Source organism: Streptomyces sp. CA-146814, from assembly GCF_050942385.1.
Taxonomy (GTDB): Bacteria; Actinomycetota; Actinomycetes; order Streptomycetales; family Streptomycetaceae; genus Streptomyces.
The window spans coordinates 1690425-1707489 of record NZ_CP192068.1; the positions used below are offsets into that span (position 1 = coordinate 1690425).

Below are 17065 nucleotides of genomic sequence, written 5' to 3' on the forward strand. Positions count from 1 at the left end.
TGTAGTAGTGCGGTGCGCCTCACAGCGTGAAAGGGGAGCCGCGGCGCGGCGCGACCTTGGGGCGGCGCTGCCGCCGAACAGCAAGAAGAGCACGCGCCGCCGGGTGCTCTTCTTGCTTGTCCGGAGGCCCGGGCGGCGGGTCAGAACGCTCCCGTCTGGTGATGCGGTTTTGGGGCGCCCTTGCGGACCATTTCGAGGTAGCGGCCCTCGCTGGTACGGCCGCTGTCGATGAGCACCCCCCGGGCCGCCAGGGTGGGCTGGAGGCGCTTGAGGCGGTCGGAGAGGACTTTGCCCGTGGTAGGCCACCCCTTAGGCAAGGGGCGCAGTTCATCGCCGCTGTAGAGGCGGCTGAGGCAGTGCAGCCACTCGGTCGATGTCATGCGCTGCTCGGCGCCGGGGGCCATGGTGTCGGCGTGCTGAAGGACCGTCTGCGCCAACAGGTCGCCTTCGATGACGTCGTCGTTCAGGTCGTCCAGGCTCGCCCGGTACGCGGGCAGCGCCCCGAGACCGGTCGCCGCGTCAAGCTGTGCACACAGGTGGGCGAAATCCGCCATCCGCAGATCGGTGGGCGTCTCTGCCTGGGCCGCGCGCACCTTGACGGTGAGGTCCAGGAGCGAGCCGAGGACGACGGGCAGCACTTCCGCGTACTCCGCCCAGAGTTCTGCTTCGGTGCGCCGGACGGTGGGTCGTTCCAGTCGCAGGGGCAGGAGGCGTTCTGCGAAGTCGGGGCGGATGATTCCGACGTCGATGCCGGTGAGGAGGAGGGGGCGGCGGTAGCCGACGCGGAAGACGTCGCCGTCGGTGAACAGGGCGCGCTTCACGGATTCGGCTCCGGTGACGATGCAGCACATGGCGTCGGACAGCTCCGGGCTCATGTGGGACAGGTTGTCCAGCGCGGTGACCCATCCCGCGGCCACGGCCGCGATCAGGTTCTCCTCATCCTTCGGCGCCCGCCGCAGGTCCCCGCTCATCCCCTCGATGATCCGCACCAGCATCCGCCCACCGGTCGACTTCCCGGCCCCCTGCGGCCCGGTGAGGAACGGGGCGGGGACGGGCACGGAAGGGCCGAGGCAGCCGATCAGCCAGGCGATGGCCAAGCACTCGGTTTCCGCGTTGGCGAAGTTGCACAGCCGCATCAGCAGGTCGATGCCCTTGCCGTCGGTGTCCTTGGCCGGCAGGGGGAGTTCCCCGGTGAGCTGGGTGCGCCGCCAGCACACTTCCCGCGGGTCGGGAACGGTGATCTCCCAGCCGGTGGGGTGGATGCGGACGGACTGCCCGTCGTCGCGGCCCAGGTCCAGCCACGTCGCCCCGTCGAAGCCGGGGGCGACGCGGATGTTCACGGCCTGGGTGTCCTCGGTCAGCGCCAGCGCCTCGATCAGATCCAGCGCCTCTTTCAGCGCGGTCCCGTTGAAGACGCCAACCCCGTCCTTGAACATGCCGACCATGAGTTCCTGCCGGTGGCTGCCCGTGGTGCCCTGGGAACGGATCGGGCGGGCCACCGGGTGGCCGTTCCTCTGCGCGTAGACGGTGCCGTCGGCGGTGCGGAAGTACCGGAAGTGGGACTGCGCGTAGTCCGTGATGATCTCGCGGGCGGGATTCTTCTCGTCGTCAGCCATGATCACAGTCCCAACCGGGTGAGGGCATTGGTCCACGCGTCCGTGCAGTGCCGCAGGCTCTCGCCCTTGGCCTGCGCGGCGGCGAACAGCCGCGCCATGTGAGCGTCGGTGAGGCAACCGCACCGGCCGTGCGCGGACAGCACAGCGAGAAAGACGCGGTAGACGGCCGCGTGCACGCCGTTGGCAGCCTGGGTGATGCTCTGCTCCGCCATGGCGATGCCGCGCTCCAGATAGGCGGCCATCCGGTGAGGGCACTCCCCGCCCCCGACCGGCACGCTCACCGTCACAGCGCGCGCTACGGGCCGGACCGGCGCCAGCTCCTTGACGACCAGGGCACGCACGACGTCAGGCAGCGCGGTCATGGTGCCGGAGCCAGGGCCGAGCCACCGGGCGTAGACCATGGTCGACTTGATGTCGACGCCATCCCGCACGGCGTTCGCGGACGACATCGCGCCCCGGTAGATCCAGTGCTCGCCCCGCGTGGTCGGCACGGTCCGGGTGGCGGGGAGCGTCCGGCGGGCCCAGGCGACCGCGTCGGCGTGGTCCAGGTCGACGACGGTGAGGCCGATGCCGCCGGGGTGGTAGGCGACGGCCGCCGCTTGCTTCCATGCCGTCGACCAGGTGGGCCCGGTGATGACGTCGGGGTCGGTGGTGGCGGCGGCCCAGGCGTGGCAGGGGCGGGGGCAGGTGCAGGGGCCGGGGGTTTTCATGTTCGGCCGGCCGCCGCAGGCGTTGTCCCGGCAGGCCGGGCAGTTCCCGAACGGGACCTTGCCCGCCCGCAGGGGGAGGACGGGGACGGACCGGTTCGCCAGGTCGAGGGCGGTGGTGAGGTGGAGGGTGTTCATGCTGCGGCCGTCCTTTCGTGGGTGAGGAACTGGTGGCCGATCCACTGGGTGTAGGCCGGGGGTACGGCTTGGCGGGCTTCGACGTTGGTCATCCAGGTGCAGCCCATGGCGTCCGCGTAGGCCCGCTCGCCCTTGTGCTCGAAAGCGAGGAGCCCTTTGTGGTGCCAGCAGGGCGGGACCAGGTCACCGCCGCCGCCCCAGGAGGTCTCGAAGGCCCGGTGCCGGCGCACGTTGAGCCCGAACTGGGACCCGCACAGCAGGTAGTCGGGGCGCAGGGGCGCTTCGGGGACGTTCTCCATCACGTAGGGGATGCCGGATGCCTTGAGGCGGTCGCGGCCGGGGGTGAGGAGGTCGGGGTGGTTGTTCTGGGTGCCGCGCCAGGCGGTGACGCGGGCGAAGTGCTGGCAGGGCCAGGAAGCGTGGACCAGGTCGTAGCCGTCGAGGGGGAAGGCGAGGGCGTCGGCCTGGTGGAAGGTGAACGGGTAGTTCGGCTGCGGGTTCACGTCGACGCCGGTGACGTCGTATCCGGCGAGGTAGTAGCCCATGGACAGGCCACCGGCCCCGCAGCAGAGGTCCAGCACCCGCAGCCCGTTCGGCTTGCGCAGCGGCAGCACACGGGCATTCACGCGGCCACCCCCAGACCGTGCACGGCCAGCAGAGCAAGAGCCTGGGTGCCGATGCGGTGGGTGTAGGCCGGGGGGATGCATTCGCGGATGCCGTCGCGGTTCATCCACGGCACCCCCATCACCCGGCGGGCGAGGTCGACGCCGGAGAAGTTGCCGACGAACTGTCCGTAGTGGCCGGGCGGGATGGGGCGGCCCATCTTCGCCTGCGGTACCAGGTGCGGGGGGTGGTGGGGCTGGGTGAGGGTGAGTCCGCCGCCGGTCTCGAAGTACCGGTGCCGGTAGGTCTGAACGCCGAACATGGGCCCGCACAGCATCACCGGGCGGTCCAGCTTCGGCAGGGCTCCGCGTACGTTCTCCATCACCCACGGCCGCCCAGTGGTCTGGAGGGCGGTGCGGGTGGGGGCGATGAGGTCGGGGTGGGTGTTGCCCTGGAGGCGCTGGCAGTCGCTGTCGTGCTGGCACGGCGGCGACGCGTGGATGACGTCGAACTCCGCGCCGTGCTCCAGCACGTAGGCGATGGCGTCGGCCTGGACGAACCGGAAGGGGTAGCGGGGCTGCGGTGCGGTGTCGACGCCGGTGACGTCGAATCCGGCATCGGCGTAGCCCTTGGCGGCGCCGCCCTGGCAGCAGAACAGGTCGAGTAACCGCGGCTTGGGCCTTGTTCGGGGCCGGGTGTCAGTGGGGTACGGCATCCTGGTGTTCTCCAGTTCTGTTGAGTGGGCTGGGGGTGTGGGGCAGCCGCGTTCTTTTGCGAGATGGGCGGCTGCCCCGGCTCATTGGCACGTGAAGGGGGCGCAGTGACGACGGCATGGCTGGTGCTGGCTGTGGGCGATGAGGACCGGCAGCACGGGGGCAATGACGGGTATGACGACGACCCGTCGCAGCACTACAGCTGGGACGACACGGTCCCCAATCACGCGCGTATCGCTGTGGGGGACGTGATCGCGCTGTGGGACAAGAAGCAGCTGCTCGGCCTCGGAGTGATTTCCGGGATCGAGACCGGGAGCGAGATCAAGACGCTCTACTTCTGCCCGGAGTGCAAGAAGGCCGACTTCAAGCGGCGCAAGCGGCTGAAGCCGACGTGGCGCTGCAACAAGTGCCCCGCCATGTTCGAGGAACCCGGCAGCAAGCAGAAGCGTGTGGTCACGTACCGGTCGCGCCACGGCGAGGTATGGATGGATGGCCGGGGCCTGCTTGACGGCAAGCAGTTGCGGGCCTTGTGTGACTCGCCCGACTCCCAGCTGAGCATGCGTCCCGCCCGCTGGGAGAAGTTGCGCGATGCCCTCCTCGCGCTGGACGGAGTCGACTTCAGCGACCTGGGCTTGGACGATGACGAGAGGGAGGGCGACCGCGGGAACCCGGCAGGCGGCAGGGAGCGGAGGAAGATCGCGGGCGGGCACCGCATCTCGAAGGTCCGCGCTCGCGTGGGACAGGGGCCCTTCCGGCAGCAGCTGCTGGACGACTACGGCCAGGTGTGCGCGTTCACCGGGCCCGCGCCGGCTGGGGCTCTTCAGGCGGCACATCTGTACAGCTATGCCGACGAGGAAGAGCACCACGAATGGGGCGGCCTGCTCCTGCGCAACGACGTCCATAGCCTCTTCGACCGCGGCCAGATCGGCGTCAACCCCGGCACCGGGTGCATCGAGGTCGACGACGAACTCCTGGGCTACCCGATGTACGCAGAGCTGCACGGCAGGGCTCCCCTGGTCAGCCTGCGGCCTGAGCACGAGGTGTGGCTGGCTGCCCACTGGCGCCAGCACTGGACCGCGCTCGTGACCGTGCCCGCCAGCCGGGCCCCGCAGCCTGTGTCCTAGAGAGGCGGGATGGCGTCGACGATGGCCGCGGCCATCTCGTTGATGGGTCCGGCGGCTCCGGTGGAGGCGAGGAAGAACCCGAACCCGGCAGCGGTGAACGCGGCCCCCGGGGTGAGGCTGCGGGAGCGCAGCAGGAAGAAGAGGACGAGTCCGAAGAGGGCGACGAGGGAGAGGGTCACTGCCATGGGGTGGCCTTCCGGTCGGTGACGTGGGGGCGGGTGCCGTGCGCGTGGATGGTGCGGCTGTTGTTGAGGAGCCGGCGTCCGATGCGGAGTCGGGCGCGGTCGCCGTGGCAGCGGCGGCAGAGGGTCACGGTGCGGCGGCGGGTGCGGACGCCGGTGCCGGAGCACATCCGGCACGGGGCGAACGGCTTCACCGCGCACAACACTGCGTAACCAGCGATGGCGAGCAGAGCGAGGAGGCTAGCGAGCGCCACGAGGGGCTCACATCCCTTCATCAGGCGGGTTTCCGGGTGTTTCCGCAGGTGGGCTGCTAGACGCTAGGTCGCAGCCCAGGGCGGGTGCGGGGTGCTAGCGAGGGTGCTAGACCTAGCAGCCGGGGGTGCTAGGTCTAGCAGCGCCGCTGGGGTCAGGCGACCATCTTGTTCTGGTTACGGTGGGTGATGGCGGTGGTGATGTCGGCGCGGTCGATGCCGCGCCGGTTCTTGCCCTCGCCGGTGTCGGTCTGTCCCCAGACCTGCCCGGCCTTGATGCCGTGGGGCTTGAGGGCGGCGGTCACGTTCTCGCCCTTCCACCCGCCGTAGACCTCCGGCTGCGCCGCGGCCAGCCGAGCGGCCAGGCGCTCGCACCAGACGGCTTTCTCGTCGGGGGCGATGACCGCGAGGACGTCGGCCAGCACATCGGACTGCCCGGACTTCTCAGGGCCGGCGCCGATGGCGTGGCCGGTGACGTTGCCGTACTCCTCGCGGACCTGCCGGGCGCGGGCGGCGATCTGCTCGGCGGCCACCGCGTCCACGAACGCGGACGCCACGATGCGCGGGTCGTCGCCTTCACCGGCCATCCAGCAGATGCCCCGGTCCGAGCGGGAGAACATCGTGGCCCGGTACCCGGCCTTGTACATCGACGTGCCGAGCACCATGTCGTTGGCGGGCTGGCCCATGACCTTGAGGCAGAACCGCAGCACCGCGTTGGCGCTGATCCCGGTGGGCAGCGACTTCGCGTCCGGGCGCTGCGTCCCGAACAAGGTCACGATGCCGAGTGCGGGCCCGCGCTTGACGAGGTCGGTGCAGATGGCTTCGATCTCCTTGCCGTGCTCCTCGTGCTCGAAGGGCACCTGGCACTCGTCGAACCCCGCGACGATCGGGTGCAGCCCCAGGCTCTTGTCGCTGGCCAGTTCGGGGGTGACCTTGGATTCCGGGCAGCGGGAGCGCGGCAGGGACTTGATGACCTTCGCCCGGCGGCGCAGCTCCTCCTTCAGCTCCCGCAGAGCGTGCAGCACGTATTCGATGTCGTCGTTCTCCTCGCCTGCCCGGTAGCGGTGGCAGACGGGTTCCAGGGCGCCGAAGTCGCCGGTGCCCTTGAAGTCGAACGCGTGCAGCTCGGCGCGCGGGTCGAGTGCGGCGATGAGGAGGAACAGCCTCATCAGGAACGTCTTGCCCATGCGGGGGATCGAGCCGACGACGACGGCGGCGAACATGAGCGTGACGGACACGTCGCGCATGCGCTGGTCGTTGCCGAACACCACCGGCCGGAACAGATCCACCTGCCCCGTCTTGAGGAGAGGCCAGGCGGGCTTGGTGGTCTCGTTCATCGGCTTGTCCCCGACCCACAGGACCAGGCGTCCTTCGTGCTCGGTGGGGTCGGGTGAGGGCCAGACGCAGCCGACCTTGCGGCGCAGCCCGGACGCCAACGGCTTGCGCGCCTCCATGATGTCCTCCGGCGTCACCCCGTACGGGAGATCGAGGTCGGCACGGTAGCCGGGGCCGTCACGCACGATCTCACTGGTGAAGCGCAGCCCGTTCATCTCACCGCCCTTCTTGATCGCGGCGGAGATCTTCGCGTTCCCGATGGAGTCGAGACCGCGCAGCACGATCGACCCGGTGAGCTTCTGCACCTCCGTCTTCAGCACCGCCGGGCCGATGACCGGGGCGTCGGGCTGCTGGCCGGCCATGCCGAGAAGCAGCACCCCGCCGGCCGCGAACGCGTACATCAGCGCGGGGGCCATGACGTAAAGCCACAGGGCGAAGCCGACGCCGAACACGGCCGCGACCAGAGTGACCAGGCCGCGCAGCCGCACCCGTCCGGCCCGCAGCCGGGACAGCCGCATGTACTCCTCGACGTCTTCGGCGCGGACGGCGGCGGCGCGCAGGGGGGCGGCTTCGCGGTCCCAGACCCACCGGTTGGTGGTGGCGATGAACCGGCAGGCTCCCCGCGGCGACATCAGCGCGAGACGCCCGGCGTACACCGGGAGCCGCACGCCGTGGAACAGAGCGCTGTACCCGGCGTTCGCCCCCGCGTGGCGGGCAGTGGCGGTGAAGTCACGCCGGTCGGTCAGCCAACCGGCAAGCACCGGCTTGCGCTTCTCCACGCTCACCTTCGGCTCGGGCAGCGCGGGGTTGTCGACCGCGACCGGCACGGTCGTTTCGTGGTCGTCGTCCAGGTCGGGGACCGGCCGCAGATGCGCGGCCGGGGCGGCGGTGTCCGTCATGCTGGTACTTCCTCCTGCTCGATGGTTCGGGACCCGGGGGAAAGGGGGGTGGCCGGCTTCCTTGGCCGGGTCCGGCCGCCCCCGCTCAGTCGCGCTCGGCCTTGTGAACGGCCCGCTCAGCGAGGCGGACGCGCTGCTCGGCCTGCTTGCGGGCCTCGCGGGCGGCGGCCCTGTCGGCGCGGGGGGCGGTGCGCTCGGCGGCCTTCGCGGCGGCAAGATTCTGCCGGGCGGTGGCCTGCACCTCGTGCAGCGCGTTCAGCTCCCGCTGGCCGCGCTCGGCGGCCACGGCGTCGATGGCGTGGATGCGGGCCGTGACCTTGGCGTCGACGCAGTCGGCCAGGGCCTGCTTGAAGCCCTTGCGGAACAGCTTGTTGCGCTCGCGGGACTCGGCTCGGGTGTAGCTGTGCACGGTGAACCTCCTCGGGCGGGCCGGTCTGTCCGGCCCTCCACCCGCCCGGTACGAGACCGGACGGACGGAGGGCCGTCAGCGACGGCGGCCCCTACGCAGCGAAGAGGCGGCGGCCTTGCCGTCCGAGCCGCCGACCGACTTCACGACCGTGACCACGCCCCAGGTCAGGGCGACGGCGAGGAACGTGAGGATCGCCAGGTTCGCGGCGATCGCGGTGAGAGCACCGACGAGGAGCGGGCCGAAGTAGACCCCGGCGGCCACCGCCCCGGCGCCCATGCCGGAGCCGAGCGCGAGGCGCTGCACCGTGCGGTCCGGCGGAGCCTGGTGAACGTGGACGACCTGCGGCACCGCGTTGGTGGGCTGGCAGGTGGTGGGGAGGTGATCGGTGTAGGCGGGGGTACCGTCCGGAAGGTGCACGACGGCCGGCGGACGGGGGGCGGGCAGGTGGGGTTCCATGCGGTGACCTCTCAAGGGGAGTCGTGGCAGGGCACGCACATGCCGAGCGAACGTGGGATGCAATACCCGGCGTCGACGCGGCAGTTGGGGCAGGTGCGCCGGGCCCGCATCGCCGCAGCCAGAGCAGCGGCGCGGGCCGGGGTCATGGGGCGTACGGGTTTGGCCCGGTCGACGCGGTAGAGGTAGGCGACCAGCGGGGCTTTGCGCCGGCGGGGGCGGTGGACTTCGGCGACGACGTCCTGACCACCCGGTCGCAGCCCCAGCGCTCGGAGCTGACGGCGGGTGGCCAGACCATCGGGGGCGAGACGCCACCGGTAGACGTCGGCCATCAGGCTGCGGTGCGTTCGGCGCGCAGGGTCTCGCGCAGATCGCGCGCCCTGGCGGGCGACGTCCGCACGGCCCGCCGGATGCCCTCGGCCGTCAGCTCCTTCACCGGCCAATCGGCTGTAGCCGTACGGGCCTCGATCAGGAGCTGTTCGGCGGTGCGGGTCGGTCGACTCGATCGGGCGGCATCGGGGACGCGGCCGGTCGCCCGACGCGGGCGGGTCGACTCGGCGGCCACCGCACCGACCGGGGCCCGATCGGTCGGCTTCACCAGGTCGACCACTACCTGGGCTTCCAGCGCCGCAGGTACCGGGGCCGGGGTGATCGGGGCGGGGGTCGATACGTCCAGGTCAGCCGTCGACCGTTTTACGGTGGTCTCGGTCGATTCCTCCTGATTCGTGGAATCGGCCGGAGGCTCGATCAGCTGGTGGTGGAGCACCTTGGCGACGAGGTCGGAGCCGAAGTAGATCGACCCAACCGGCAGCGACGTGGCCAGCAGCACCAACGCCCAGTTGGCAGGGGCCCAGTCGGCCAGGCGACCCCAGTCGACCACCTCGTCATGCAACTGCGGGACGAGACCGTGGACGTAGTTCAGGACGAGCGAGGCCAGGGTGTAGGCGGCCAGCACCCGCAGTGCGAAACGGCGGGCATCACCGGTCAGGACCAGCGTGGCGACCAGAGCGAGCGCCATCAGTCCATCGACGACGAACGGATAGAGCATCGCGGCCGTGGAGTCGGCGCCGGTGGCGGTGGCGACGTCCCGCAGCGCGTTCCAGGACACCCGGAACGCCATCCCGACCACACCGACCAGAGCGGCGACCAGCAGACCCTTGCCCAAGCGGTTCATGACTGCTCCCCCCGCCACGGGAAGGGGCGAGCGTGGTGGGCGGTGCGGAAGATCCGTACGGCCACCCCGGCGGGGGCGTCGGGCTTGGGGACCGGGCGAGCGCCGCTGATCGAGGCCAGCATGCGGGCGGCATGGTGCTCGCACCCGTCGGCACCCGCGTTCTCCGCATCGACGACGGTCACGACGACCGGCCCCTCGCACGGCGTCGAGTCCTCCGGGTGCGCGGCCGGGCACCGCACCGCAGTCCCGGCGGGCGGCGCGTCGACCATCTCGACCAGACGTTCCACGGTCACCTCAAGGCGACCGATCATCCGGGCCATGGCGGACGCATCCAGCAGGGGCATCACCCGTGCATCCGCCAGCGCCTGCCGGGCAGCGACGATCACGCTGCGGTCGTACGCGGTGAGATCGAAGCGACCACCCATCAGGCAGCACCCCCCGACAGGCTCACGTCGGCCGACCGGTTCGCCAGCTCCCGACGAGCCGCCAGCACCCGCCGCCGCGCCCTACGGATACGCCGCTCATCCAGCTCGGTCGGCGTGCGGTCGATGGTCATGATCTGCGCGTCCAGCAGGACGACGTCCGCGAGGATGGCGGGCATCTCCTGGTCGATCGCGTCCAGCTCGGCGTCCGACGGCTCACCGTCGAACGGGGCGGCGGCCGTAACGGCCGCCTGAAGTGCTGCGATGCTCTTCATGGGTCTGTTCCTCTCAGGAAGGAACGGCTCAACACGAACCCCCGGAGTTGCTGCTCCGGGGGTTCTCGCCGTTGGAACCAGGAACCGGCTCCCCTCAGCCCCGCCCGTACAGCACCGCGCGAAGCGGACTGGACGGGCGGAGGAGGCAACCGACCGCAGCAGTCATGGGCGCTGCGGAGTGGCTTAGCGCGCGGGACTGTGCCCCGCGCTGCCGCCTACTTGTGGCACAGGAGAGGCGGCGAATCCTTGGCACGCTGTTCAGTTCTCAAGGAACGACCAGCTCAGGGCCACGCAGCGTGCGGCCGAAGCCACCTTCAGACGAGCAATCCCGAACCAGCTAGAGCAGCCCAAAGAAGGGCCCAGCCCCCCGGACCTGAACAGCTTGGCTAGCCCGGCTGAGCTGTTCCCAACGTAACCAGCATGACTAGCCATGTCAACATCTGGCTAGCTTGGCTGCTCCGATCGCCGCTTTGGGGCGTAACATCGAGGCATGACTTTCACGCCCGAACCGCTGGACCCGGACGACAGCCGTCCGCCCTACGAGCAGGTCGCGAGCAGCCTTGCCGCAGCCATTCGGACGAGGAGGCTCGCCCCAGGCGACAAGCTGCCGTCGCACAAGAACCTCACCGAGCTGTTCGGGTTCGCCCGGGCGACGATTCAGCGCGCTCTGCGGGACCTGGAGGATGAGGGACTGGTCGTCTCCCGCAAGGGAAGTGGCGTGTACGTCCGGAACCGGACCGAACGGCCGGCCGGTCTCCGGCCCTACGTCGAGCAAGCTTTCGCAAGCCCGAACGTCTCAATCGACTTCGCTGGCTTCTCCAGTGAGACGCTGCATGGAGCCCTGCAGGAACCCATCGACAAGATCCGGGTCGGCCGGCTAACGCCGACCAGCATCAACATCCGCATCCTGGTGCCGGACATGACCGTGCCCCAGGCCGCCCCGGTGCGTCGGGGGGATGGCGCCGACGACCCCCGCCTCCGAGCCCGCATGCACGACATGATGGTCGGCTTCACCCGAAGCATCGCCAACGCCGTCGGGGAGCTCCAGCACCTCGGATTGGTCCAAGAAGCCACGGTCAGCGTGCGGGTTCACAGCGGAACGCAGTTCTTCAAGCTCTACGTCATCAACCAGGGAGACGCGTTCTTCGGGTACTACCCCATCCGCCCGAACAAAGTGTCCGCCGGAGGGGAAGCTATCGACATCTACGACCTGGTAGGCGCGGACGCCGCACTGTTCCACTACTCCACCAATGAAGGAGACGCGACCAGCGGCGCACAGCAAGTCGAACAGGCCCGACTCTGGTTCGAGAGCGTCTGGACCACCATTGGAAGGGACTTCGATCCCTATGGTGCCTGAGAACCTGGCGGCGACCGTCGCCGCTACCAGCGGAGTGCTCTTCGACTTCGACGGGCCTGTCTGCGACGTGTTCGCCGGGTGCCCCGCCCCCGGGGTCGCGCGAGAGCTAGCTGCCATCCTCGCCCGGATCGACGCGACTACTGGCAAGCGGGCCCTCGAAACGGACGACCCGATGGAAGTGCTGCGATTGGCGCCGCATGCCGGCGAGAAAGCCGTGTGCCGAATCGAGGAGTCCCTCACAGCAGCAGAGGTCACGGCCGTCAAAGCGGCGGGCATGCCCGTTCCGGGTGCTGTGGAATCCCTTAATGCGGCCCATACGTCCGGCCGACAGGTCGCAATCGTCAGCAACAACTCAGCGGCGTCCGTGCGGGAGTTCCTGGCGCTTCACAACCTCGATCGATTCGTTGACCAAGTGATCGGGCGATACCCGAGCCGACCTGACCTCATGAAACCCTCGCCGTACTCTCTTGAAAGGGCCGCTAAAGAACTTGGGGTCAAAGCGAGCACGTGCACTCTGATCGGTGATTCCACTACGGACATCGAGGCGGCCACCCGAGCTGGCTCCATGACGATCGGCTTCGCCAACAAGCCAGGCAAAGAGGCAAGTCTTGCTGCGGCTGGAGCCGGGGCAATCGTCACGACCATGGCCACAGTCGCTGAGGCTCTTCTGATGCCGCCCGTTGCGCGTTGACCCTCGCGCTCGGGGGCCGAACGCACTCGACCGGAGATGGGCAGCCGATGCACCATTTAACCAGCAGAGGAAAAAGCTAACCAGCCCGAAGCTCCGTGCAGGCGAAGAGGTCGCGGGCACCTATCCTGACAGCTAAGCAGCAGAGCAGAGGGCCGGTACTGAATTCAGTACCGGCCCTCCGACTTTGATATCTCATTCTAGCTTGGCCGGGAAGCCGACGCCTTGCGGGGCTTCCTCTTCTTACGACGAAGTGACCCTTCAGGCATTGGGATGCGTGCCAAAGCCACACCCAGCCCTAGCCGCTGCACTATTCGCGCATTGAAGAGAAGGCTAATTTTACTGAAGAAGAAAAGAGTGTCCGCGAGATCCCCTGAACGGTCGTTAGCTATCGCATAAACGATGACAGGACCGCCAGCGGGCTCATCTATGTTTTTCTTCCAGTATTCGGAGGCATCCCGATAGATGCGATCTTTGTAGTCCTGTTCGCCTCTGTAGAGTTCCGCCGAGACGCTGCCTTGACTAAACAAGTGAGATAGGGTGGCCGAACTCGATTGCTGCTTTACACAGATTAGGTGTATATCCTCGCTCAGCAGATCGCAAATCTCAATCTTCTGCGAAGGCCCCCCAATGTAGTAATTATCCTTGTCCAGCAGAACCCACTTCCGCTTCTTTGCTACCCGTTCATTATAGTCACCTTCTTTCTCCTTCGGGTCCCATTCCTCGAAGTTGAAATCATCCGTCATGTCAGGGATCTTGCGGATGGCATCGTTAACCGATGTCACGTAATCCCTATTTACCTCATACCAATCCCCGAGGGAAAGCACGTAAGTCTTTCCCGAGTGCTCCAACTCGCAGACCACCCAATCGCGCAGGGTACGCTTTTTCCCTGACGCCTGGCCTGAATCCGCAATGGGGACAATCTTGGTATCACCTAGAGGGTCTTCACCCGTGTAATACTCATCAAGGAATCTGTATGCGCCGCTCAAAGTAACTTCGTCAAGTTCAACTACTTTCCGTCGGGCAGAAATCTCGAAGTGATTGACTTGCTCATCATCGATTATTTGCGGCATGGCCAGAGATACCTTATCCTCCTTTCGCTCTTGCACGCGCTCAAGCAGCATTTCATCAAGGGTGGAAACTATTTCAGATCCCACACTGAGGGGTTGGAAGTAGTCCAGGAACGGGAAGCCCTTCTTATAATCCGTTGCCTCGTACCGCTCTAGCAGTTCAGTGAGAACCTCAGGAAGCCGATCCAAGGAGACGGAGAGGTTGACCTGAAGCGAGTCCGCTCCGGCGATGCTGCTGACATAGGAAAGCTTGTCGGTCTTCCCTTGAATTCGACGCACCCAATCCTGCTCAAGAGGAATGGAGAATTCCGAGATTCTACTACCGGTACTCAGATGGGTACGCTGTTGGCGGGTTACCGCATCAAGGTTGCGCGTATCCACGGTGATCAGGTCATTTTCATCCACCGAGTTCGCGGAAACTCGCAATCCGAACCCTTTTTCCAACCTTGCAGGGTCCAATGCGCTGTAACCTGACATACCAAACGTGAGTGCAAATATTCGCCCGGCCACCTTGACCAAGAGGACGAATGAAGTTGACGTATTCGATATGCCAGAAACGTCAAAATGAGGCTTCAGGAACCCGAGCCATTTAGGTTGAGTCGGTTTGTCCTGTTGGATGTAAGCCTGCACGGGAAATCCGAGAGAGTCGGCAGGGTCTAGCTTTTCGAGTCCCAGACTCTCGATATAGACAGGCCTGATGAGTTCAGAGAAATCGGCAACGTCTTCCCGAGCGAGATGCACCGTCAGCTTCATAAATCCCCCTACACGTAGCCCACGTGCGTGACCCTGACCCTCACGATAAGGGCGATAGTGTTCACTGGGAAGTACATGGATATAGCGCTATAATCGAACATATTTTCTACCTCGGGCCGCTGGCCAGACGTCCAGCGTGCGAGGGCACGGCGGCGTTGCGCCGACTAGGTGTCATCACATACTGCTCGGCATGCTTCGTTGTCCTGGTCTTTGTCCAGTACGCCGACGGCCGCCACCGTTCACCGACGTACGTGCACCTCACGTGACCTGCCCCGGCAACCTAAGCGAACGCCTCCGTACGGCCGCGCGGACAGTTGGGAAGCGTGTTGGCCGCCTAGGGCAAGGGGCAGTCAGCCTACAGGCAGTCATGGGCGAGCCGGGCCGTAACGCCCCCGGGAGGGGCTCCGGCCGTAAGCGCGGGTCGCCCTCAAGCATGTCGGCGCGGCGTGACCGCCTCTATGACTACCGTGACTGAGGACCTGGGCCGCCCCCGGGCCGTCAGGGGTCAACCAATGGCGGCCAGCGATGACCAATACCCACCACTCCCCCGCAGGTCATCGATGTCGCCTGGGCGAGAGTCCGAGGTGTCGGAGAGGCAGCATCAGTTCTTCGACATCTAAATCTCTCTGCGGGCCCCAGTCACCCGCACCCGAGTGAGCACACCGTGGGCCGCCAGTTTCTCTTGGAGCTGGCGGCCCACTGCCGTGCTGCTGCCTCCCGAAAAGTCCGGTGCCTTCCGCCAGGAGTTCTTGACCTCCTGGCGGAGTGATGTTGATGTAGCCTGCTTCCAGCGCTGCTGCGGCAGCGTGTCTCGCTACACAACCGGTCCCGGCGCCGGAGCGAGCAACGGGCTCTTGAGAGTCACCCGCAGTTGGCAGTCAACACGTATCAGGACATCCGAACTGTCTCTCCTGTCGTCGCCGGGCGGCAAGTGGAAGGGGCTAGGTATGTCCAGGTCGCGTAATGCCAACCGTTTGGCCAAGAGAATCCGAAATCAGACACAGCTGACGCTCTCAACTGCTTCCAGGCTGGCACAACAAGCTGATGTCTATTTCGGGCCATCGATCGAAGACTCCCCTGACCCACGACAGCGTCGTCTGGAAGCCCACATGGCCCACGTGTTGGCCAGCAGCTTTCAGGATCACCAGCTCAACGGCGCTCTCTTTGGTATTCGAAAAGCGGAGCCAGAGGCTCAGGGCGTGAAGCTGACCCTGGAATCAGAAATGGCGGACGAGGTTCTCCGCGAGCTTCTCCCACGGTTTGACCATCTTTACGGCGGGCTTCGCGGTGTGCCCGGGCTGCGCGTGCGAGGTAATCAAAATCAGCTGATTCTCCATGACGCTGCCAGCTCGGCGCAGGTCACTGTGACGCGCGACGATCGTGGCGCCTTCCGTCTGCCAACCGCCCGCGACAGCGAGGTTCTTCTGTGGAAGAAATTTCCTGATGGCCCCTCTCGCAACGAACGGCAGGAGGCCAAGGGCTGGACAGACTCAAGAGCAATCGACGACCTACAGGTACGCGACTTGTTGTTCAGCCGAATGCTGCGTTGCCCGGATTTGATCAACAGGACTGCCACACCGCACGGATTCGCCAACTGCTACACCCACCACGCAGGCGATCTGGTGATTGAGTGGTGCTGCGGTGTCACCGTGGAATCGCTCTGTGCAACCCTCTTGGCCCATGGATTCGCTGATGCCGTACCTCGTGCGAACGCGATCAAGCTGGCCTCTCGACACTCTGCTCACCTAGGCGATTGGACAGTGATCTTGAATCGCCACGGATCATGTTTGTACGGCCGCAACGCGCAGCGCCTCGCGGAGTCCATCAGGAAGGGCTACAGGTCGTGACTCTCTCTGAAATGGCCTTCACTGTACCGGTGTGCATAGCTCTGGGGGTCGTCGCACGCTACATACGGGACCTTTCCGTGCTTCGCCGCCTGGAACGACTTCTCGACGGCTGTGATCAACAGCAACGAGTTGAGGTCTGTCGAATCCTCGCCGCCTCGTTGCACACGGCCAGCGTAACGGAGCCGCAACGCGAGTTACCTTCCAGTGAGCCATAGGAATGGTGAGGTTGGCTCTGCCGGATGCGAGGAGCCTCTCGCGCCTCGCATCCGGCGGAAGGCCACGGTCCGCTATGCGTCCCGGATGTCACCCTAGAAGGACAGAGCTTTACCAAGGAGTTTTTCCTGAACCGCTTCCGTGCCTGCGGACAAGCGCACCTGCCAAGGAACGGAACTGGTCACTTGTATCTCCTCATCCTGATCCGGTCGGGCCCGTGGGTTCGCAGAGACCGTACGAACGCATCGGCCTCTGCTCAGAGCAGCGCCGGAGATCACGAGCGTTTGTAGGCCCATGCCTGCCCGGTCTGCCGGTACTGCTCCACGGGAATGGGGGTGACTCCCGCGTTCATACGCGCGGTGTAAAGCAGCCCGCCGAGGTGATCGATCTCGTGATGGATGAGGCGGGCGAGGCCGCGTTCATACGCAGTGGTCACGGTCTCGCCGGACTGGGCCGTGGTTTCGACGGTGATCGTCATGGGGCGGGGCACTAGGCCCCGTACGTCGAAGAAGCTCAGGCAGCCCTCGTATTGCTCATCTGTCTCGTCGCAGCTCTCAGTGATCCGGGGGTTTAGCAGGACGATTGAGGGCGCGTCACCGGGCGGCTGGACGACGGCGACGGCTCGGCTGATGCCGATTTGTGGGGCCGCTAGGCCCATGCCCTTGGCGAAGGGGTGCACCTGGCCGATGCGGTCCATGGCGGCGAACAACTCGTCTACGACCCTTTCCGCTTCGTCCCGTTCGGCAGGCAGGTCGAACGCGCGGGCCTGTTCGGTGAGGATGGCGGCACCCTGTTGGACAACTCCGAGGTCTCGCATCCGCTGGCTTGGCCGCATG

The 17065-nt window shown here is 66.7% G+C and carries 19 protein-coding genes; 4 read left to right on the plus strand and 15 right to left on the minus strand.

From position 1 onward, the window contains the following. Positions 1 to 140 precede the first annotated feature (140 nt). The 4 genes from ACQP09_RS07495 to ACQP09_RS07510 are packed head-to-tail and all read right to left on the minus strand — an operon-like array spanning position 141 to position 3779. A complete protein-coding gene (locus ACQP09_RS07495; protein ID WP_433396942.1) occupies positions 141 to 1616 on the minus strand; it encodes an ATP-binding protein in 1476 nt (491 codons plus the stop codon). A 2-nt stretch (positions 1617 to 1618) separates the two neighbouring features. Continuing rightward, positions 1619 to 2461: a DNA primase gene (locus ACQP09_RS07500; RefSeq protein WP_433396944.1), complete on the minus strand. Its 843-nt coding sequence runs from the start codon at positions 2459 to 2461 to the stop codon at positions 1619 to 1621. Next, the gene (locus ACQP09_RS07505) at positions 2458 to 3087 is read right to left on the minus strand and encodes a class I SAM-dependent methyltransferase (RefSeq protein WP_397730340.1); all 630 of its coding nucleotides are present in this window, start codon (positions 3085 to 3087) and stop codon (positions 2458 to 2460) included. The genes ACQP09_RS07500 and ACQP09_RS07505 overlap by 4 nt, the downstream gene beginning before the upstream one ends. Continuing rightward, positions 3084 to 3779, minus strand: coding sequence for an SAM-dependent methyltransferase (locus ACQP09_RS07510; protein WP_433396946.1), 696 nt, complete (start codon positions 3777 to 3779; stop codon positions 3084 to 3086). The genes ACQP09_RS07505 and ACQP09_RS07510 overlap by 4 nt, the downstream gene beginning before the upstream one ends. Before the next feature lie 105 nt (positions 3780 to 3884). Here ACQP09_RS07510 and ACQP09_RS07515 point away from each other — a divergent pair, with 105 nt between their 5' ends. Further along, positions 3885 to 4901 (plus strand): HNH endonuclease, encoded by a 1017-nt coding sequence (locus ACQP09_RS07515; protein WP_433396947.1) that lies wholly within the window; start codon positions 3885 to 3887, stop codon positions 4899 to 4901. Here ACQP09_RS07515 and ACQP09_RS07520 read toward each other — a convergent pair. The 9 genes from ACQP09_RS07520 to ACQP09_RS07560 form a co-directional block, all read right to left on the minus strand. Continuing rightward, positions 4898 to 5086, minus strand: coding sequence for a hypothetical protein (locus tag ACQP09_RS07520; protein ID WP_433396949.1), 189 nt, complete (start codon positions 5084 to 5086; stop codon positions 4898 to 4900). The genes ACQP09_RS07515 and ACQP09_RS07520 overlap by 4 nt on opposite strands. Next, complete coding sequence (locus ACQP09_RS07525) at positions 5077 to 5337, minus strand: hypothetical protein (protein WP_433396951.1); 261 nt, start codon at positions 5335 to 5337, stop codon at positions 5077 to 5079. The genes ACQP09_RS07520 and ACQP09_RS07525 overlap by 10 nt, the downstream gene beginning before the upstream one ends. Before the next feature lie 152 nt (positions 5338 to 5489). Continuing rightward, a complete protein-coding gene (locus ACQP09_RS07530) occupies positions 5490 to 7568 on the minus strand; it encodes a cell division protein FtsK (RefSeq protein ID WP_433396952.1) in 2079 nt (692 codons plus the stop codon). An 85-nt stretch (positions 7569 to 7653) separates the two neighbouring features. Further along, positions 7654 to 7977, minus strand: a complete 324-nt coding sequence (locus ACQP09_RS07535) for a hypothetical protein (RefSeq protein WP_397730327.1) — start codon at positions 7975 to 7977, stop codon at positions 7654 to 7656. Positions 7978 to 8052: 75 nt separating this feature from the next. After that, positions 8053 to 8433: a DUF6251 family protein gene (locus ACQP09_RS07540; RefSeq protein ID WP_397730325.1), complete on the minus strand. Its 381-nt coding sequence runs from the start codon at positions 8431 to 8433 to the stop codon at positions 8053 to 8055. Between the two features lie 11 nt (positions 8434 to 8444). Continuing rightward, on the minus strand, positions 8445 to 8762 hold the full coding sequence (locus ACQP09_RS07545; RefSeq protein ID WP_433396954.1) for an RRQRL motif-containing zinc-binding protein: 318 nt from the start codon (positions 8760 to 8762) through the stop codon (positions 8445 to 8447). Beyond that, positions 8762 to 9604, minus strand: coding sequence for a DUF2637 domain-containing protein (locus ACQP09_RS07550; protein WP_433396956.1), 843 nt, complete (start codon positions 9602 to 9604; stop codon positions 8762 to 8764). The genes ACQP09_RS07545 and ACQP09_RS07550 overlap by 1 nt, the downstream gene beginning before the upstream one ends. Beyond that, positions 9601 to 10029: a hypothetical protein gene (locus tag ACQP09_RS07555; RefSeq protein ID WP_433396958.1), complete on the minus strand. Its 429-nt coding sequence runs from the start codon at positions 10027 to 10029 to the stop codon at positions 9601 to 9603. Before ACQP09_RS07555 ends, ACQP09_RS07550 begins: the two co-directional genes overlap by 4 nt. Beyond that, positions 10029 to 10301 carry a DUF6284 family protein gene (locus ACQP09_RS07560; protein ID WP_397730317.1) on the minus strand — a complete coding sequence of 91 codons (273 nt, stop codon included), beginning with the start codon at positions 10299 to 10301 and terminating at the stop codon, positions 10029 to 10031. The genes ACQP09_RS07555 and ACQP09_RS07560 overlap by 1 nt, the downstream gene beginning before the upstream one ends. A 490-nt stretch (positions 10302 to 10791) precedes the next feature. Between ACQP09_RS07560 and ACQP09_RS07565 the strand changes: the two genes are divergently transcribed. Both ACQP09_RS07565 and ACQP09_RS07570 read left to right on the plus strand, forming a co-directional pair. Beyond that, positions 10792 to 11658, plus strand: a complete 867-nt coding sequence (locus ACQP09_RS07565) for a GntR family transcriptional regulator (RefSeq protein ID WP_397730315.1) — start codon at positions 10792 to 10794, stop codon at positions 11656 to 11658. Beyond that, entirely contained in the window at positions 11648 to 12349 is a 702-nt protein-coding gene (locus ACQP09_RS07570; protein ID WP_433396961.1) for an HAD family hydrolase, read from the plus strand. Before ACQP09_RS07565 ends, ACQP09_RS07570 begins: the two co-directional genes overlap by 11 nt. A gap of 197 nt (positions 12350 to 12546) precedes the next feature. On the opposite strand, the gene ACQP09_RS07575 is transcribed toward ACQP09_RS07570, so the two are convergent. Next, the gene (locus tag ACQP09_RS07575; protein ID WP_433396963.1) at positions 12547 to 14169 is read right to left on the minus strand and encodes a DUF6119 family protein; all 1623 of its coding nucleotides are present in this window, start codon (positions 14167 to 14169) and stop codon (positions 12547 to 12549) included. Positions 14170 to 15116: 947 nt separating this feature from the next. Here ACQP09_RS07575 and ACQP09_RS07580 point away from each other — a divergent pair. Next, positions 15117 to 16016, plus strand: a complete 900-nt coding sequence (locus tag ACQP09_RS07580; RefSeq protein ID WP_433396965.1) for a hypothetical protein — start codon at positions 15117 to 15119, stop codon at positions 16014 to 16016. Positions 16017 to 16503: 487 nt separating this feature from the next. Here the strand turns inward: ACQP09_RS07580 and ACQP09_RS07585 are convergent, their stop codons facing one another. After that, the gene (locus tag ACQP09_RS07585) at positions 16504 to 17064 is read right to left on the minus strand and encodes a peptide deformylase (protein WP_433406514.1); all 561 of its coding nucleotides are present in this window, start codon (positions 17062 to 17064) and stop codon (positions 16504 to 16506) included. Position 17065: the final 1 nt, after the last annotated feature.

What these genes read in the sequence shown, in the direction of transcription:
- ACQP09_RS07540 (WP_397730325.1), bottom strand. Translation starts at nt 8,433, where the DNA reads ATGGAACCCCACCTGCCCGCCCCCCGTCCGCCGGCCGTCGTGCACCTT.
- ACQP09_RS07560 (WP_397730317.1), bottom strand. Translation starts at nt 10,301, where the DNA reads ATGAAGAGCATCGCAGCACTTCAGGCGGCCGTTACGGCCGCCGCCCCG.
- ACQP09_RS07545 (WP_433396954.1), bottom strand. Translation starts at nt 8,762, where the DNA reads ATGGCCGACGTCTACCGGTGGCGTCTCGCCCCCGATGGTCTGGCCACC.
- ACQP09_RS07550 (WP_433396956.1), bottom strand. Translation starts at nt 9,604, where the DNA reads ATGAACCGCTTGGGCAAGGGTCTGCTGGTCGCCGCTCTGGTCGGTGTG.
- ACQP09_RS07555 (WP_433396958.1), bottom strand. Translation starts at nt 10,029, where the DNA reads ATGGGTGGTCGCTTCGATCTCACCGCGTACGACCGCAGCGTGATCGTC.
- ACQP09_RS07510 (WP_433396946.1), bottom strand. Translation starts at nt 3,779, where the DNA reads ATGCCGTACCCCACTGACACCCGGCCCCGAACAAGGCCCAAGCCGCGG.
- ACQP09_RS07565 (WP_397730315.1), top strand. Translation starts at nt 10,792, where the DNA reads ATGACTTTCACGCCCGAACCGCTGGACCCGGACGACAGCCGTCCGCCC.
- ACQP09_RS07530 (WP_433396952.1), bottom strand. Translation starts at nt 7,568, where the DNA reads ATGACGGACACCGCCGCCCCGGCCGCGCATCTGCGGCCGGTCCCCGAC.
- ACQP09_RS07585 (WP_433406514.1), bottom strand. Translation starts at nt 17,064, where the DNA reads ATGCGGCCAAGCCAGCGGATGCGAGACCTCGGAGTTGTCCAACAGGGT.
- ACQP09_RS07500 (WP_433396944.1), bottom strand. Translation starts at nt 2,461, where the DNA reads ATGAACACCCTCCACCTCACCACCGCCCTCGACCTGGCGAACCGGTCC.
- ACQP09_RS07495 (WP_433396942.1), bottom strand. Translation starts at nt 1,616, where the DNA reads ATGGCTGACGACGAGAAGAATCCCGCCCGCGAGATCATCACGGACTAC.
- ACQP09_RS07520 (WP_433396949.1), bottom strand. Translation starts at nt 5,086, where the DNA reads ATGGCAGTGACCCTCTCCCTCGTCGCCCTCTTCGGACTCGTCCTCTTC.
- ACQP09_RS07570 (WP_433396961.1), top strand. Translation starts at nt 11,648, where the DNA reads ATGGTGCCTGAGAACCTGGCGGCGACCGTCGCCGCTACCAGCGGAGTG.
- ACQP09_RS07575 (WP_433396963.1), bottom strand. Translation starts at nt 14,169, where the DNA reads ATGAAGCTGACGGTGCATCTCGCTCGGGAAGACGTTGCCGATTTCTCT.
- ACQP09_RS07580 (WP_433396965.1), top strand. Translation starts at nt 15,117, where the DNA reads ATGTCCAGGTCGCGTAATGCCAACCGTTTGGCCAAGAGAATCCGAAAT.